General features: G+C 49.9%; 12 protein-coding genes and 1 pseudogene. 6 read left to right on the top strand and 7 right to left on the bottom strand.

Annotation, left to right across the window (positions count from 1 at the left end; all coding sequences use genetic code 11):
- Nucleotides 1-27 precede the first annotated feature (27 nt).
- On the bottom strand, nt 28-792 hold the full coding sequence (locus tag KW844_RS11515; protein ID WP_218376878.1) for a hypothetical protein: 765 nt from the start codon (nt 790-792) through the stop codon (nt 28-30).
- A gap of 344 nt (nt 793-1136) precedes the next feature.
- On the opposite strand from KW844_RS11515, the gene KW844_RS11520 reads away from it, so the two are divergent.
- Together KW844_RS11520 and KW844_RS11525 are read left to right on the top strand one after the other, a co-directional pair.
- Nucleotides 1137-4022: a glycosyl hydrolase family 18 protein gene (locus KW844_RS11520; protein WP_218376879.1), complete on the top strand. Its 2886-nt coding sequence runs from the start codon at nt 1137-1139 to the stop codon at nt 4020-4022.
- A 201-nt stretch (nt 4023-4223) separates the two neighbouring features.
- Nucleotides 4224-6734 (top strand): phosphocholine-specific phospholipase C, encoded by a 2511-nt coding sequence (locus KW844_RS11525; RefSeq protein ID WP_218376880.1) that lies wholly within the window; start codon nt 4224-4226, stop codon nt 6732-6734.
- A 152-nt stretch (nt 6735-6886) separates the two neighbouring features.
- On the opposite strand, the gene pafA is transcribed toward KW844_RS11525, so the two are convergent.
- The 5 genes from pafA to KW844_RS11550 form a co-directional block, all read right to left on the bottom strand.
- The gene (gene pafA, locus KW844_RS11530; protein ID WP_218376881.1) at nt 6887-8548 is read right to left on the bottom strand and encodes an alkaline phosphatase PafA; all 1662 of its coding nucleotides are present in this window, start codon (nt 8546-8548) and stop codon (nt 6887-6889) included.
- 105 nt (nt 8549-8653) lie between these two features.
- On the bottom strand, nt 8654-9574 hold the full coding sequence (locus KW844_RS11535) for a glycerophosphodiester phosphodiesterase family protein (RefSeq protein WP_218376882.1): 921 nt from the start codon (nt 9572-9574) through the stop codon (nt 8654-8656).
- A gap of 129 nt (nt 9575-9703) precedes the next feature.
- A complete protein-coding gene (locus KW844_RS11540; RefSeq protein ID WP_218376883.1) occupies nt 9704-10435 on the bottom strand; it encodes an MIP/aquaporin family protein in 732 nt (243 codons plus the stop codon).
- Between the two features lie 17 nt (nt 10436-10452).
- Entirely contained in the window at nt 10453-11946 is a 1494-nt protein-coding gene (gene glpK, locus KW844_RS11545; RefSeq protein ID WP_218376884.1) for a glycerol kinase GlpK, read from the bottom strand.
- A gap of 61 nt (nt 11947-12007) precedes the next feature.
- Nucleotides 12008-13609: a glycerol-3-phosphate dehydrogenase/oxidase gene (locus KW844_RS11550; protein WP_218376885.1), complete on the bottom strand. Its 1602-nt coding sequence runs from the start codon at nt 13607-13609 to the stop codon at nt 12008-12010.
- 156 nt (nt 13610-13765) lie between these two features.
- Here KW844_RS11550 and KW844_RS11555 point away from each other — a divergent pair, with 156 nt between their 5' ends.
- Nucleotides 13766-14536 carry a DeoR/GlpR family DNA-binding transcription regulator gene (locus tag KW844_RS11555; protein WP_370626491.1) on the top strand — a complete coding sequence of 257 codons (771 nt, stop codon included), beginning with the start codon at nt 13766-13768 and terminating at the stop codon, nt 14534-14536.
- 395 nt (nt 14537-14931) lie between these two features.
- Here the strand turns inward: KW844_RS11555 and KW844_RS11560 are convergent, their stop codons facing one another.
- Nucleotides 14932-15816, bottom strand: a complete 885-nt coding sequence (locus tag KW844_RS11560; RefSeq protein WP_218376886.1) for an AraC family transcriptional regulator — start codon at nt 15814-15816, stop codon at nt 14932-14934.
- A 117-nt stretch (nt 15817-15933) separates the two neighbouring features.
- On the opposite strand from KW844_RS11560, the gene KW844_RS11565 reads away from it, so the two are divergent.
- The 3 genes and pseudogenes from KW844_RS11565 to ureB form a co-directional block, all read left to right on the top strand.
- The gene (locus KW844_RS11565) at nt 15934-16302 is read left to right on the top strand and encodes a hypothetical protein (RefSeq protein ID WP_218376887.1); all 369 of its coding nucleotides are present in this window, start codon (nt 15934-15936) and stop codon (nt 16300-16302) included.
- Nucleotides 16303-16476: 174 nt separating this feature from the next.
- On the top strand, nt 16477-16779 hold the full coding sequence (gene ureA, locus KW844_RS11570; protein WP_073085564.1) for an urease subunit gamma: 303 nt from the start codon (nt 16477-16479) through the stop codon (nt 16777-16779).
- Nucleotides 16780-16797: 18 nt separating this feature from the next.
- A pseudogene (gene ureB / locus KW844_RS11575) lies at nt 16798-17097 on the top strand (urease subunit beta); the annotation flags it as partial.
- Between the last annotated feature and the right edge of the window lie 6 nt (nt 17098-17103).

The raw sequence follows: 17103 nt of genomic DNA on the forward strand, positions 1-17103 counted from the left end.
AGGCAACAGAACCTTTTTTAATGCAGCTTACTGCTTAAAGAAATCCTGCGCAGTGGTAGTTTTTTCAACCCAGGCACCGCTGTTTTGTTTCATCACAAATTCACTCAAGCCCACTTCCTTTGCGCCAGGCGCCCAGTCATATGTGTACCCCAGGCGGGTCCATGGATAATGGAAATCCGTGGCGGATGTGAGTGTGTGGAAGTACGCATACAGGATGTAACCATTAAACCAGGTGAGGTAATCATTGCCGACTGTCGGAAGCAGCACTGCACCTGTTGTAGTGGAGGTAATGTCAGGATTGCCTGCAGGCCTGTAAAGCTGCGAAGGCTGCACCCACATCTGCGCAATATGGGTGTTGGTCCGTGCATTTACCGGGGGTAGTCCCAATAACTGGCAAAGCCGCTGGATAGTATCCGTGCCGGCGCTCATACTGCCCAGCTTAGCTTTCAGCTGACCGGGTGCAAACAGCCATGCTACATCCCAGGTGGTAGTAATGCTATCTCCCTGCGGATAGCTGGCAGGGAAGCGCATAAACGTGGCCATCAGCACATATTGCTTTCCATTGATGGTTTTCCATTGCAGGCGTGTATTCGTAGGCGTTATAGACCACAGCGTGTCTATAATCTCCGAACTGTCGGCCGTCATGGCGTCTTTGATGGAATTTGCATACAGCGAATTCAAATCTGGTGCAGGCGTTACGGGGTCGTCATTTTTGCTGCAGGCAGCAGCGCCACATAACAATAACAGGCATACGATGCCAGGTAAAAGGTTACTTCGAAGGGTGTGTTTCATAGTATTATCTGGTTAATAAAAATGCTGGTTTCCTAGAGCGTGGCGTAAGTCAGGAGTGATAACTAATTGAGATTGTGGTGCAATTAATACAATTAGTGCGAAATCTCAAAATCTAACTGCAATATTATCGCCGCAGAAATATTTTTCTTTAGGATGGTACCTGTCGCAACATCGGCCGACTACTACGATCGTGCGCCCTGTATCCGTGCAAATCTGTATACCAAACCCGTTAACCAAAAGCTGAACATAACCATTACCGGTCGGGCACTATTTATCGTCAGGCATTTAAAGATAGCCATCCGTACTTATTTATTATTTAACCACCATTAGTCTAAACTATCTGTATGACCACCAATTCTATCCGCACGTGCGTGTGGGGACGCCTCGTATCCCTTTGTTTACTGCTCTTGTTAGCCTGGCAGGCCAAAGCCCAGGTAAACCCAACAGTGCCGGCTACCACCGCCCAGCACAATAAACAGGTGATCGGTTACATCACCCAGTGGGACGCCTGGAAAAATGTTTCCGGCATCACACCGGCTGGAGGTTACAACCACCTGAATGTCGACTACTCCCAGTACACCATTCTCAATTTCTCTTTCTTCGGCGTAGCGCAGGATGGATCGCTGCATAGCGGCGACTTCCGCAACAAAAGCATTTATCAGGCAGGCGCCGTACAGGCACCGTCCCCATTGATAAATGAAGATATCTACAGCAGCTGGGATATGTACCTGCTCTACGGAGAGCTGGAAGTGCTGTACTATATCAGCGATGGCAGCAACGCCTACAGCCTGGGCTACCGCAACGGCGGCAGCGGATGGACCAACGTCAACACCGGCAAAACCGGCAGCTTCCCGCTCGCCATCCACAAAGCCGGTGGTGCCCCAGGTATCATCGACCTGGCCCACCAGAAAGGGGTGAAAGTACTCGCCTCCATCGGCGGATGGAGCATGTGCAAACACTATCCTGAAATGGCGGCCGACTCAGTAAAACGCAACCGCTTCATCGCCGGTATCCAAACGCTGATCGCTATGGGCTTTGACGGGGTGGACTTCGACTGGGAATACCCCAACGATCCCGGTATGAACATCGTCAACTATAGCGCCGCCGACTATACGAACTTCGCCATACTCATGGAGAAAGTACGTGCCGCCATCGGACCCAATAAGCTGATGACCTCCTGCTTTTCTGCCAGCCCTTCCAAACTGGCAGGCTTCGACTGGCCGCGACTCAACAACTCGCTGGACTATTTCGATATGATGACTTATGATTATAACGGTGGCTGGTCCAACAAAGCAGGCCATAATGCCCCTTTGTATGATTATCCCGGTGCAGAGTACAACAACTTCTCCCTGCATGCTACCACTACTGCATTGCAGGCATTGGGCGTAAACATGAGTAAAGTAAATCTGGGGGCACCTTTTTATGGCCGTGGCGTAATCACCAATGGTACCGCCGCCCTGAATGCACCTACCGTTAAAAGAGCGGAAACCGTACAGCCGGACGGGCCTATTCAAACCGCCGCCGACTATACCAACTGGGCCCGCGATCTGTACGATGGTACGCCCACCTACAGCTACATACTGCAGCAAACAGCCACCGGCTGGACGGACCACTGGGACAGCGTCGCACAAGTACCTTATAAAACAAAAGGCAACTACTTCCTCAGCTACGATAACCCTGTTTCCATCGCTGCAAAAGCACAATATATCAAAGACCATAACCTGGCAGGCGTTATCATCTGGCAGGTGTTTGGCGATATGCTCAACATGACCAGCAGCACGGTTTCCAAAGGAAAGCTGATCTACTGCCCTAATACCACCAGCCCCCTGGTAAATAAAATCAATGAAGTATTTGCCAACGGTGCATTGCCAAACAAACCGCCTACGGTATCGATTTCTTCCCCTGCGAATAACGCCACCTTCGCAGGACCGGTGAACATCACCATCACCGCTGCTGCTTCCGACAGCGACGGTGTAGTAAGCAGCGTGGCCTTCTATAACGGCAGTACTTTGCTGGGAACCGTGAACAGTGCCCCGTTCACCTATGTATGGAATGGGGTGACCGCCGGCAGCTATGCGCTGAAAGCTATCGCCACGGATAATAAAAATGCAAGTACTACATCTTCCGTTAAAAATATTACCGTAACAGGTGCTGCTAACAAACCTCCGGTAGTAAATATTACTGCACCTGCGAATAACGCCGTATACACTGCCCCTGCGAGCATCACCATCACCGCTGCTGCCTCCGACAGTGATGGGGTAGTGAAGTCAGTAGCATTTTATCGTGGCACCACCCTGTTAGGCACAGATACTACTGCACCATATAGCTACAGCTGGACCGGCGTAGCCGCTGGCGGTTACACCCTCAGTGCCCGCGCTACTGATAACCTGGGCGCAGTTAAAATCAGCGATACGGTACATGTTACGGTGAATCCAACCAACGTGTTCCCTACCGTCTCCCTGACAACCCCTGCTAACAACAGCACTTACACCGCGCCGGCCACCGTCACTATTACGGCTACTGCTGCCGACAGTGATGGCAGCATCAAATGGGTTGCGTTTTATAACGGTACTGCTTTGTTGAACACGGATAGCATAGCGCCATATACTTACACCTGGAATAACGTAGGAGCAGGCACCTATGCGCTTACCGCAAAAGCTACCGATAATCAGAACGCGGTGACTACCAGTGGAACCGCCAACATCACCGTTAATGGTGGTACCGGTAACAACTGTAACGGTATTCCGTTGTGGAGTGCCACACAGGTATATTGGGCCAACGACTCCGCCGTGTATAACGGTAACGTATATAGGGCAAAATGGTGGACACTTAATAATCAGCCCGACATCAATACCGGCGATGGTAAACCATGGGCGTTTGTGCGTGCATGTACCGGTAGTCTGGCTGCTATAGGTGGTAACACTACCATGATGAAAGCTCCGGCAGAAGCGACTGACGCCAGTGCTGATGCAGTTGTCGTATATCCGAACCCGGTAGGTGCAGCAGATGCACAACTGCGATTCCATGGTAACAGCGGCGACCTCTACCTGATTGAAGTAACCGCACTGAACAGTGCTGCTCCTGTGGCAAGACAGGTGCATACGCCCGGTAGTAAAGGATTGCAGCAGGTGCGGCTGGATTTGAGTAAAGTGCCGGCAGGTACCTGGTTTGTAAGAATTATTAGCAGGAATACCGGTAAGGTGAATAGTGTGAAGGTGATTAAGCTATAGTATTATTTTTTTATTCCGATGCGATTAAGGAGACCTTCGGCCTCCTTAATCGCATCGGTGTTTATACACACACCAACGGTGTGTGTATAAACACCGATAAACCGGCATGAGTTAAGAAATTATTAAGTATGACCATCCATCATAAAATACCTCTGCACAAAAATAACTTTGCTATTTTATCGGAATAATCAAGCATAATCTATGACGGACTCGAGAAGAGACTTCCTCAAGAAGTCGGCGTTACTCAGCGGTGCAGCCGGACTCTCCACATTACTACCTGCATCCATTCAAAAAGCTATGGCCATCAACCCGGCGCCAGGCAGCACTTTCCTGGATGCAGAACATATCGTAATCCTGATGCAGGAAAACCGTTCTTTCGACCACTGCTTTGGTGCGCTGCAGGGGGTGAGAGGATTTAATGACCCAAGAGCCGTCATCCTCCCGGATGGTAAGCCGGTATGGTGTCAGACAGATGAACAAGGCAAAACATTTGCACCTTTCCGCTTCGATATGAAAGGTTCTAAGGTGACCTGGATGGGCTCCCTGCCTCACTCCAGGGCCAGTCAGGTAGATGCTTACAATGAAGGTAAGTATGATAAATGGCTGCTCGCAAAAAAATCCGGTAACAAGGATTATGCTGCCATGCCGCTTACACTGGGATATTTCAGTCGCCAGGACATTCCTTTCAACTACGCCATGGCAGATGCTTTCACGGTATGCGATCAGAACTTCTGTTCCGCGATGACAAGCACCACGCCTAACCGCTCTTTCTTCTGGACAGGAAAAATTACCCATGAAGACAATGGCGAGATGAAAGCGCATATCCGCAATGATAACTACAGCTACGCTAAGCTGGGATGGAAAACTTTTCCTGAACTGCTGTCAGAAAACAAGGTGGACTGGAAATTTTATCAGAATGAAATTAGCTGTGGCGGCGGTTTTAAAGGAGAGGAACGTGCATGGCTGGCAAATTTTGGTTGTAACCTGCTCGAATTTTTTGCAGCCTACAACGTGAAGTTTTCTAAAAAATATATAGAGAGTTTAGTGTCGCAGGTAGAAACCCTCCCAGGTGAAATAAATAAATTGCAGGAAGCAAGTCCATCCTCTGAGGAAGCAGCCCGTAAAAATCAGGTTGCTCTCGGCAAAAAGCTGGAAGCCCTTGACAACGCTGCTTCAGAGCTGAAAAAATGGAACAAGGAATCTTACGCACAGCTCACGCCCGAGCAAAAAGCGCTGTACGACCGCGCCTTTGTTGTGAATGCCGGTGATCCTGACTACAGAAATGTTACTACTTTAAAATATAAAGACGGTGGCGCCAAAAGAGAAGTAACTGTTCCTGCCGGCGATCTGTTCCATCAGTTCCGAAAAGACGTGAATGAAGGTAAACTGCCTACTGTTTCCTGGCTGGCTGGTCCGCAGAATTTCAGTGATCACCCCAGTGCGCCATGGTACGGTGCCTGGTATGTTTCCGAAGTGCTGGACATCCTCACCAACAACGAGGAAGTATGGAAGAAAACCATCTTCATTCTTACCTATGATGAAAACGATGGATACTATGACCACGTAGTACCCTATTCTATACACGATGAAAAGAAACCAGGCACCGGCGCAGCCTCGGCTGGTATAGCAACAGAACTGGAACATGTACGTCTGGAAGCAGAAATTCGCCAGGGAGTACCGGAAAAAGGTGCCCGCGGAGGTGCTGTAGGCCTTGGTTTCAGGGTGCCTATGGTGATTGCCAGTCCGTGGAGCAGGGGAGGAAAAGTATGTTCAGAAATTTATGATCATACTTCTACGATACAGTTCCTGGAAACATTTGTAAATAATAAGTACAAGAAAAATATTCATATGGATAATATCAGCGCATGGCGTCGTACCATTTGTGGCGACCTCACCGCGGCCTTTAGTCCATATGACGCTACCGTGCCAAGGAAGCTGCCTTTCCTTGAACAGCAGCAAATGGTAGAGAATATTTACAACGCCAGGTTTAAAGATTTACCTGCCGGTTTTCAACAACTCAACGATGCCGCAGTGAAACAGATCAGTGAAAAAGGCCTGCGCCTGCAGGAACCGGGTGTACGTCCTTCCTGTGCGCTGCCATACGAGCTATATGCGGATGCACGTGTAGACAGTGCTTCCGGTCAGCTTTACATCGACCTGAAAGCTGGTAATAAATTCTTTGGAAATGCTGCGGCGGGTTCTCCATTTACCGTGTATACCACCGGCGCTTATGAAGGCAACAAAGGCCGCAACTGGTCGTTTGCAGTGAAAGCAGGAGATGCACTGAATTACAAATGGGCTCTTAACGATTTTGATGGCGCACAATATGAACTGCACCTGCAAGGGCCGAATGGTTTCTTCCGTCAGTTCAACGGAGATAAAAATGATCCGGGTGTTCAGGTGCAAACGGCCTATGAAACCGCAGGTATCACTGCCAAACCTACCGGTAATGCACTGTTGAAGCTGGTGAATAACAGTGGCCAGCCACGCACTGTTACGATTGCAGATAATGCATACGGTAATAAATCAATTAGTCGCACACTGGCGGCCAATGCTACCGAACAGGTAGTGTTGCCACTGGGTAAAAGCCATGGCTGGTACGACTTTACCGTGAGAGCGGAAGGGTTTAATCAGTTTGCTCAGCGCTTTGCCGGAAGAGTGGAAACGGGCAAGGAATCGGTGACAGATCCGTTTATGGGCGGGGTGGTTTGATCTGCCTGAGGTAGCAACAGCCGCGCGCAGCGCGGCAGCCCACCGGGATGGAACCGAAGGTTCCATCCCGGGAATAAATTCGCTAAAATCATCCAATCAAAAAGGGTCGTTTCACCTACGTGAAACGACCCTTTTCTATTCATCATTATTCTTTACTTAGTTGCATTCGCTGTTTGCGTAATTGCCGTTACCGGCTTGCCTACGCAACCATTCGGCATCTGGATATGCAGCATAGCAGCCAGTGTAGCGGCAATGTCTGTCATATGCGTAATGTCGTTGGTTTGGCCGTTTTTGATATGCCAGCCCATAAACACCAGTGGAATGTGGATGTCGTAAGGGTTCCAGTTACCATGGGTAGTGCCTTTGGCGCTGCCGGCGAACCATCCTGGTTCAGGAATAATCATTACCTGACCAGTGCGTTTTGGGTTATAGCCGTTAGCGATCATGGATTTGATAGGCTCAGGAACTGCGCTGTTACCGATGTTTTCAATGTCAACAGCGAACTGGATGCCTGGTTGTTTTACCAGGAAGTCGACCGTTACTTTTTTAATAGCATCGAAGTTGAGGTTCGGATTAGCAGCTACCTTTTTCAGGTCAAAGTTTACATGATAGTTCTGGAAAGATTTCACCAGTCCTTCCACGCCAAATTTCTCCTGCAGGAGGGTGTTCAGTTCAGGCATGGTTTTCCTGTCCTGCGCGAGACCGGCAGGAAGGTTATGTTCCTTCATGAATTCAATGGCATGGGCTGCGCCGTGGTCGGCGGTAAGGAAAACGAGGTAATTACCTTTGCCTACCTTTTTATCCAGGAAGCTGAAGAAGGCCGACAGGTCTTTATCCAGACGCAGGTAGGTGTCTTCTACTTCGATGGAGTTAGGACCAAACTGGTGACCTACGTAATCGGTAGAGGCACAGTTGATGGTCAGGAAATCCGTAACGGTATTGTTGCCCAGGTTGTAACCTTCCACTGCTGCTTTGGCAAAATCCAGGGTAAGGGTGTTGCCGAAAGGCGTAGAGCGCAGGCTGCCAGGATCCTTTGCGTAGATCGCAGGAAGGTTATGCGGGAATACCGGAGCGGTTTCTGTTTTATAAGGACCTTCCCAACGGTTATCGTCAGCGGTGCTTTGCACGTATGACGCGATTGGGTACAGCGGGTTCCATGGTTTGGACATCAGCTGTTGCGGTTCTTTGCGTGCATTGAATTTTTTTACCCATTCAGGTAAATCGTTCATGTAGTAGTTGCTGGTGATGAAGCTGGCGTTGGCATCGTCGAGCCAGAAGGCGCCATCAGGCGTGTGTCCGGCAGGGAGTATGGAGGCGCGGTCTTTCAGGGATACGCCTACCACTTTAGAGCGGAAGTTGGTAGCCAGTTTCAGCTCGTCGGTGATGGTGGAGGCCAGCAGGTTGCGTGGCGACATTTTACCAGCATCGCTGTTGCTGCCAACAGGAGCAACGGTGGTATCTTCTGTGCAATACCATTTTCTGCCTGTTACCTGGTCGGTCCAGTCGTTACCGGTAATGCCGTGGATGGCAGGTACAGAGCCGGTGTATACGGTGCTGTGACCTACAGCAGTAAAGGATGGAAGGTGGCTTATGTAGGTGTTTTCGCAGGAGAAACCTTCTCCCAGCATGCGTTTAAAGCCACCCGCTTCATAGCGGTCGTAGTATCGGTAGAGGTAATCCCATCTCATCTGATCTACCACAATCCCTACAATCAGCTTTGGTTTTGCATTCACCTGCGCTACTGCTGAGAAGCTTTGCATTACTGCTACTGCTCCCAGTACTAGTGCGCTCACCGTTCTTTTGGATACTGTCATGTTGTTTTGTTGTTGATTTTACAAGGCTGTATATAAAAATCGAGCGTCAAACTTATCAAATAATGGTTTGAATTCGAATTTTTTTTATGCGAACGGTAAATCCGCTTACAGGCCGGCTGCCGCGAAATGATTAGGGTAGTCGGTAATAATACCGTCCACGCCCATTTTGCGGAGTTCCTTCATTTTATCGGCTTCCTGAACAGTCCATGGAACAATCACCATTTTCTGTGCATGGCATTTTTGTACCAGCTCAGGCGTCACCATTTCAAAGTATGGATTGTAGAAGTACGGCGTGAATCCTAAAGCTTTCATGTTCTCTTCGAACGTTACTTTTTTATCGCCTGTCAGGAATCCTAACTTGATATTAGGATATCTGCGATGCATTACCTGGAGCGGGCGCATGTCGAACGACTGCACATACAGGCGGTGGCCCAGTTTGCCCAGTTGCTTAACTGCCATCATTTTGGTGATGTATTCTTCTGGTGCCGGTTGTTCGGTGCCATCGGTTTTTTCGCTGGATTTGATTTCCAGCAGGTAGTAAGCAGGAGGGAGGTGGTGTTTTTTCGTATAGGCTTCCACGGAGTCGATCATTTCACCCAGCAGTGGCGCGTAGCTGCGCATGTGCTGTTGCTCAGGGAAGGCCGGATATGCTTTTTCACCGATGATGAACGGACGGATATCTTTATAATCCATCTGGTAAAAAGTATATTTTTTTCTTTCTTCCGGGGAGATGTCAGACCCGTCGGGCTTGGTGGTATAGCTCGGGGTAAAGGACGCATCGTGATATACTACTACCTGGCCATCTTTGGTGATATGGATATCGAACTCGATGGTGTTGGCGCCGGTTTCCAGTCCCTTGTACATAGCGGGAATGGTGTTTTCCGGCATGAGGCCGCGGGTGCCGCGGTGGCCTACTTTAAATACTTTCGGATCGTTGCCTTTCTTAGCGGGAATGATGGTGAATGCTGAGATAGCAGCAGTGGCAAGTGCCAATGCGCTGATGGCAAAGGTTGTTTTTTTATGCATGGTAGTGTTTTTATTTAGTTCGAAGATGCAGGGCCAAAGGCCCTGCATAGGTTGTGCAAAAAGTATGGGTCGGCCCGAATAAATTCGGGTACCTGATGGAGGCGATTCTCCACGTCATCATTTGATTTTTTATGGTTGTAAAGCAAGGTAAAGTGCAGCCGCCAGTGATGCGCCAATCACCGGACCGAGTACCGGTACCCATGCATATCCCCAATCACTGCCGCCTTTACCTTTAATAGGTAACAGCTGGTGCATAATACGCGGGCCCAGATCTCTCGCCGGATTAATAGCATAACCGGTAGTGCCTCCCAGGGAAAGGCCGATTACCCATACCACGAAAGCCACTGGTATAGCGCCTAAAGAGCCCATGCCGATCGGTTCTTTGTTGTCGCCGAGTTCTCCGCCTGCAAAATAAAATACCGCGAAAATCAGGACAAAGGTACCGGTGATTTCACATATCAGGTTCAGCGCAGTATTGCGTATAGCCGGTTCCGTGCAAAAGGTGGCGCGCTGCAGGCCTGTGTCGGGTGTGTTGTCGTAGTGATCTTTGTAGTTGAGCCATACCAGGCTGGTACCCGCCATTGCGCCCAGCATTTGTGCGGCGATAAAGGAGGGCGCCTGTGCCCAGGCGAACTTGCCTGCAATGGCCAGGCCGATTGTAACGGCAGGGTTGAGGTGAGCGCCGCTTACCGGACCTGCCACTACTACGCCGGTGAATACAGCCAGTGCCCATCCGGTGGTGATCACGATCCATCCGCCACCGTTGCCTTTGGTTTTGTTAAGTACCACATTGGCTACTACGCCATTACCAAGGAGTATTAGCAGGGCGGTGCCCAGAAATTCTGCAATAAAGGGTGTCATAACGAGGTTTTAAATATTTACAGTTGTGCCCATGTTTTAGCGGTGGTTACTGCTTTGTTCCAGCCGGCAATCCAGTTTTCACGCTGGGTGGCATCACCGTTTGGCGTAAAGCATTTTTCCATGTTCCACTGGCTGCGGATCTCTTCCAGATCCTGCCAGTAGCCGGTGGCTAAACCTGCAAGGTAGGCGGCGCCAAGCGCAGTGGTTTCCGTTATACCAGGCCTTACTACCTGCGATTGCAGGATGTCGGCCTGGAACTGCATCAATAAGTTATTGGCTGTGGCGCCACCGTCTACCCGCAGTTCTTTTATGCTGATGTTGGCATCTGCCTCCATTGCTTTTAATACGTCCATGGTTTGGTAGGCAATGCTTTCCAAAGCTGCACGTGCAATATGTCCGGAGTTGGTTCCCCTGGTCATACCTACCAGTGTGCCGCGTGCGTGCTGGTCCCAGTGTGGTGCGCCGAGGCCTGCAAATGCCGGTACCAGGTATACGCCATCGTTCTGTGGTACGCTGGCTGCAAGTGCTTCTACTTCCGAGGAAGCACGGATGATGCCCAGCCCGTCGCGGAGCCACTGTACAATAGCGCCTGCAATGAATATGCTGCCTTCCAGTGCATAATTCACCTGGCCGTTGACCTTCCATGCAACAGTAGTCAGCAGGTTATTGTTGCTGAGTATTGGTTTTTCTCCGATGTTCATGAGCATGAAACATCCGGTGCCGTAGGTGTTTTTTACCATGCCGGGTGCGGTACACATTTGTCCGAACAGGGCGGACTGCTGATCGCCGGCGATACCTGCAATGGGTATTTCAACGGCGAATACGCCGGGGGCGGTATGGCCGTATACTTCGCTGGACTCCTTAACTTCCGGTAATATTGAAGCGGGGATATCCAGTAATGCCAGCAGCTCTTCGTCCCATTGCTGGGTGTGTATATTGAACAGCATGGTACGGGAGGCGTTGGTGATATCCGTTGCATGAACAGCTCCGTGGGTAAGGTTCCATATCAGCCAGCTGTCGATGGTGCCAAAGGCGAGTTCTCCTTTAGCGGCCAGTTCGCGGGCGCCGGCTACGTTGTCGAGTATCCATTTTATTTTGGTGCCGGAAAAGTAAGCGTCGATGACGAGGCCTGTTTTTTCACGGATCAGCGGTTCTTTTCCTGCTGCTTTGAGGCTGTCGCAGTAGGCAGCTGTGCGGCGGTCCTGCCATACGATGGCGTTATATACCGGCTTACCTGTTTTGCGGTTCCATACTACGGTGGTTTCGCGTTGGTTGGTGATACCGATGGCGGCCACGTTGGTGCCTTCGAGGCCTGCTTTGGCAATGGCTTCAGTGGCCACGCCTATCTGGCTGCTCCAGATTTCCATCGGATCATGTTCTACCCATCCCGGTTGCGGGAATATCTGGGTAAATTCTTTCTGTGCCACAGATTTTATGCTGCCGCTTTTATCGAATAGGATAGCTCTTGAGCTGGTGGTGCCCTGGTCCAGCGCCATTATGTACCTGTTCATGTTTTTCGTTTTTTCGTGGATTGAAGGTTTTACACAGTTAAGCAAACTGCGAGTTTACTATTTATACTGTTATTGGCAAAGGCTGTTGTTGTTTTTGTGGTGAAAGGAGATAGTGTTGGGCCATGGCGGTAAACTCCGCTACCTGTGCCTGTTCCCATTCCTTTCCTTTTCCGTTGATACCGGCCATGATGGCGGCTACTTCGGGCGCCATGGCGATGGCTGCTGCTGCATCCAGGAAAAGAGCCCGGAGGCGGCGTGCGAGGACGTCCTCAACGGTATGGGCCATTTCGTTTTCGGTGGCCCAGGCTACCTGCGCTTTGATGTATGGAAAGGCAGGATGCAATTGCGCTGCCATTTCCGGATGCCGTACAATATATGATTTTATACTGGCAGCTTCGCTGCCATATACATCTAACGGTGCGCCGTCGGTAGGGCGGAGCTGGTAGCCGGTGATGCGGAGGTCTTTGGTGCGACAAGCGACGGGGGTGAGTCCTCCTTTGCTGATGGCCAGGTTTACGGTGTCTTCGGCCATGCGGCGGAAGGTGGTCCATTTACCACCGGTGATGGTGATCAGGCCGGAATCAGCCACCATGAGCTTGTGGCTACGTGAAATTTCCTTGGTGCTGCCGGTATTTTTTTGTGGTGCTGCCAGTGGGCGTAAGCCTGCGAATACGCTTTTCACATCTTTACGTGTAGGGATGCGCGTTAGGTACTGGGCGGCGGTATTTAATATGAATTCGATTTCCTGTTCGAGGGCTACCGGCTCCAGGCTGTGTTCATTCAGCGGGGTGTCGGTAGTGCCGAGCAGCACTTTCTCATGCCATGGAACGGCAAAGAGCACGCGGCCGTCGGAGGTTTTAGGGATCATGATGGCGGTGTCGCTGTTGAGGAACTCCTTGTCGAGTACCAGGTGTACGCCCTGGCTGGGTCTTACCATATTAGGTGCTCCGGGATTATCCATTTGCAGCACTTCGTCCACAAATACGCCGGTGGCGTTGATCACTACTTTGGCGTTGATGTCCAGCTGCTGACCGGTGTCGGTATCATTTGCGAGGGCGCCGCTGATTTGTCCGTTCGTTTTTTTCAGGCCGGTTACTTTGCAGTAGTTGAGCAGTACGGCGCCGTGGGCGGCCGCTGTTTGGGCTACGTTTACGGCAAGGCGGGCATCGTCAAACTGCCCGTCGTGGTACACAATGCCGCCTTTAAGGCCCTGCGCCTTGATATTAGGCAGCCGGCTGGTAACGGCATTTTTACCGATATGATGTGATTTTCCCAGGCTCAGTTTGCCGGAGAGCAGATCGTAAATTTTAAGTCCGATGGTATAAAAAGGCCCCTGCCACCAGCTGTAGTGGGGGATGATGAATTGTTGGTTATGTGCCAGGTGGGGGGCGTTGGCCAGCAAAAGCCCTCTTTCATACAGCGCTTCACGAACCAGGGCGATATCGCCCTGGGCGAGGTATCGCACCCCTCCGTGTACCAGTTTGGTACTGCGGCTGGAAGTGCCTTTGGCAAAGTCGGCCTGCTCCAGCAGCAGGGTTTTATAGCCGCGAGTGGCGGCATCCATGGCTATTCCCAGGCCGGTGGCGCCACCGCCAATGATGAGGATGTCCCAGGTTTGCCGGGAGTGATTGCTGACCTGCTGTAAGGCTTCTGACCGCTTCATGAGTGAAATCCTTTTCTTTTGTTTTGTTTGAGATATTTCGTTTTCGTTTGCAAGATAAAACGAAACATAACGAAACCAAAATAAACAATTAAATGAAAAAAAAGAAAATAATTAGATATTTGGTAAAGGAAGTATTCAAAAGGTTAATTTTACGTTATGTCTATGATAAACATTGCGGAACGCCATAAATATATATTGGATAAACTACAGGAAAAGAGCGCCGTTTCGGTGGTCGACCTCTGTCGTGAACTGGATGTTTCGGCTGTTACCATCCGAAAGGATCTGAAACTGCTGGAAGATAAATCTTTATTATATCGCACCCATGGCGGTGCCACCACCGCTAATCCCTATACGAATGATAAGCCGGTAAATGAAAAGGAGCATATCCGCATGGAGGAGAAGAGTGCCATCGGTATAGCGGCCGCTAATCTGATTAACAGAGACGATGCCATCATCATCGCATCCGGCACCACCGTACAGGCGCTGGCCAGGCATATTCAGCCCAAAGGGCAGCTAACGGTGATTACAGGGGCGTTAAACGTCTCTTTAGAGCTTTTACGGCATACGAACATAGAGGTGATCCAGCTGGGCGGTAGCCTGCGCAATAGCTCTACTTCCGTTACCGGGCCTTATGCGGAGCGGGTACTGGCTGATTTCTCCTGTAGTAAGTTATTTTTAGGGGTAGACGGTATAGACCTCGAATTTGGATTTACCACGACCCATATCATGGAAGCACATCTGAACCAAAAGATGATTGCCACTGCACAAAAAACGATTGTACTGGCTGATTCGAGCAAGTTTGGCAAGCGGGGTTTCGGTAGGATTTGCGGGGTGGAAGATGTGGACGAGATTATTACGGATAAAGGTATAGCAGCACATATCGTGAAACAGCTGGAAGATGCAGGGGTGAAGGTGACAATTGTTTAATTGTTTGTAGCCGAAGGCGGCTGGCAATCTTTTTTCTCGCAAAGAAGCGTAAGGATCGTAAACTCGCTCCTGGGGCCGCAGGCCCCAGGAGCGAACTTTTTTTCACGCAAAGCAGCATAAGGGGCATAAGCAGCAAAGGCCTGCATTTTGTTCCAATGAGTTTGATTAATTGAGACAACCGAATTTTACCTTGCTCCTCTGTTGGCACAGGCAATACAACACAACCAATACAACACAGGCAATAGAAGCAAGACAACACAACACAGGCAATACAACATAAGCAATACAACACAAGCCTTAGCTGCTTACCTGCTTTGCTGCTTTGCGTGCAAAAAAGATCGCTCTCCCGGCGCCGAAGCCGCCTCACACACATTACATCTTTTCGGAAAAAAAAATTAAATCACCGCCGCTCGGTTCCGGTACTGCGTCGGCGTTTCGCCTGTCACCTGCTTAAACAGCCGCGCAAAATAATTGGGCGACTGAAAATTCAACTCAAACGCTACACTGGATATATCCCGGCTGCTATCCAGCAGCAATATCTGGCTGTGTAAAATATTCACCTCATTAATCCACTGCTTTGGAGGCTTGCCGGTAGCCTGTTTCACGGTTTTATTCAAATAATTTTCGGAGATATTCAACTCAGCTGCATAAAAAGCTACCTGCTTTTGCTGCAGGTGATGCTGCTGTACCAGCTCCCGGAAATGCAGCGCCAGCTCAAGTGTACGACTGCGTTTGGGGCGTTGCTCGCCGGCGGCCACCATGATCTTTTGCAGCATAGGCCGGAAAAGCCCTATGGCTACATCCAGGGAGGAGTTTTTCAAGGCCAGTTCTTCCTCCAGTAGTATAATGAGACTACTCAGCCATTTTACCGCCTGCGGCGGCACTTGTACAAAGGGAGATACAAAGAAAAAATTGAACAACTGCCCGTGCAGGGCCAGGTTCTCTACCACCTCATTTTCAAATACTACGAAAAAGCCTGCGGCGTCCTTAGAAATCTCCAGCGTGGCCGTGATGGCGCCCTGGCGGATCAGCAGCAGGGAGTTGGCCGCCAGCCGGTGACTGTCCGTTTCCAGCTGCTGTACGATATGGCCTTTGGTAACAAAAATGAGGAAGTTGAAAGAAGTGCGGTAGGGAAGTACCGGAATCACAATATCACGGAGGTATTGCTCTATACGATATACCTGCAGCTGCGCATCATTCAGCAGCACCTGCCGGGATATACCAGGTAAAAACTGCCGCTTGTACTCAAAATTCGAAAATATTTTTACCGACGACCTCATAACAGCAAAATTACCGGATTTTGGCTAGAATAGTCATGATTTGTGCTATCCTTCTTTTTTATTTCGTTGTAATTTGCGGTTCGAAAGATGCAACTGTTTTACAGATACATATTATTTTTGCTAGTCCTGGTTGGATTCTCCTTCACAGGAAAAAATAAAGGGCCGCTGCTCAGCGGTCACGCCAGCCGTACGGAAGTATCTTTGCAAAGTGCTGATGCTTACAATCTTTGCACCACCGTTGATCTCATGCACTTCGAACAGTTGCTGTATGTAAACGATACCGACAACGATGAAGATGTAAACAGTTTAGCACAGCGTTTACCGCGGCTCGCCATCAACAACCTCGCAGTTTATTACTTTTCCCTCATTCAAACACAGGAGCCTGCACCGGTTACTTATGCAGGATTTGTGCATCAGCAGATGCCCATCCCGGCCGTGCCCAAATTTATCCGCTTCCATCAGCTGCTGATCCCCTTCAGCGCTTAACCATCCTGCATCTTAGGCTGCAATACCTTGCAGCAGTGTATTGATCCACGCGTAAGTCGGCTTAAGAAGGCTTTGCGCCATATGTACACATTATAGGTCCGGAATTGTATATTCGTTAGCGTTATACGACTTCCGAATGGATCTCCTATTGCCATTTCATAAAATCTTACTCATATGCATCTGACTCCCAGAGAAACAGAGAAGCTGTTGCTTCATCTGGCCGGAGAGCTGGCTGCCAAGCGCAAAGCAAGGGGCCTTAAACTAAATTACCCGGAAGCCATCGCCTATATCAGCAGCCATCTCCTGGAAGCTGCACGCGACGGCCGCTCCGTGGCCGACCTCATGCAATGGGGCGCTACCATCCTCACCCGTGAAGATGTCATGGAAGGCATTCCGGAAATGATTCACGACGTACAGGTAGAAGCCACCTTCCCTGATGGTACCAAACTGGTTACGGTTCACAACCCAATCCGATAATTTCTAAACTAACCAAACATGATTCCCGGAGAATATTTCATCCCGGCAGGCAATATCACCTGTAATGAAGGCCGCAGCACCGTAAAAATAAAAGTGGTGAACACCGCCGACCGACCCGTGCAAATCGGCTCCCACTGCCACTTTTTTGAGGTGAACCGCAAAATGTGCTTCGATCGTGAAAAAGCATTCGGTATGCGACTCAATATCGCCGCAGGTACCGCCGTGCGCTTCGAACCAGGGGAAGAAAAAACAGTGGAACTGGTGACGATCGGTGGTGCCAGGAAAGCATTCGGTATCAACAACCTCACCAATGGCGACACCACC

The organism is Chitinophaga sp. sic0106, from assembly GCF_019219075.1.
Classification (GTDB): Bacteria; Bacteroidota; Bacteroidia; order Chitinophagales; family Chitinophagaceae; genus Chitinophaga.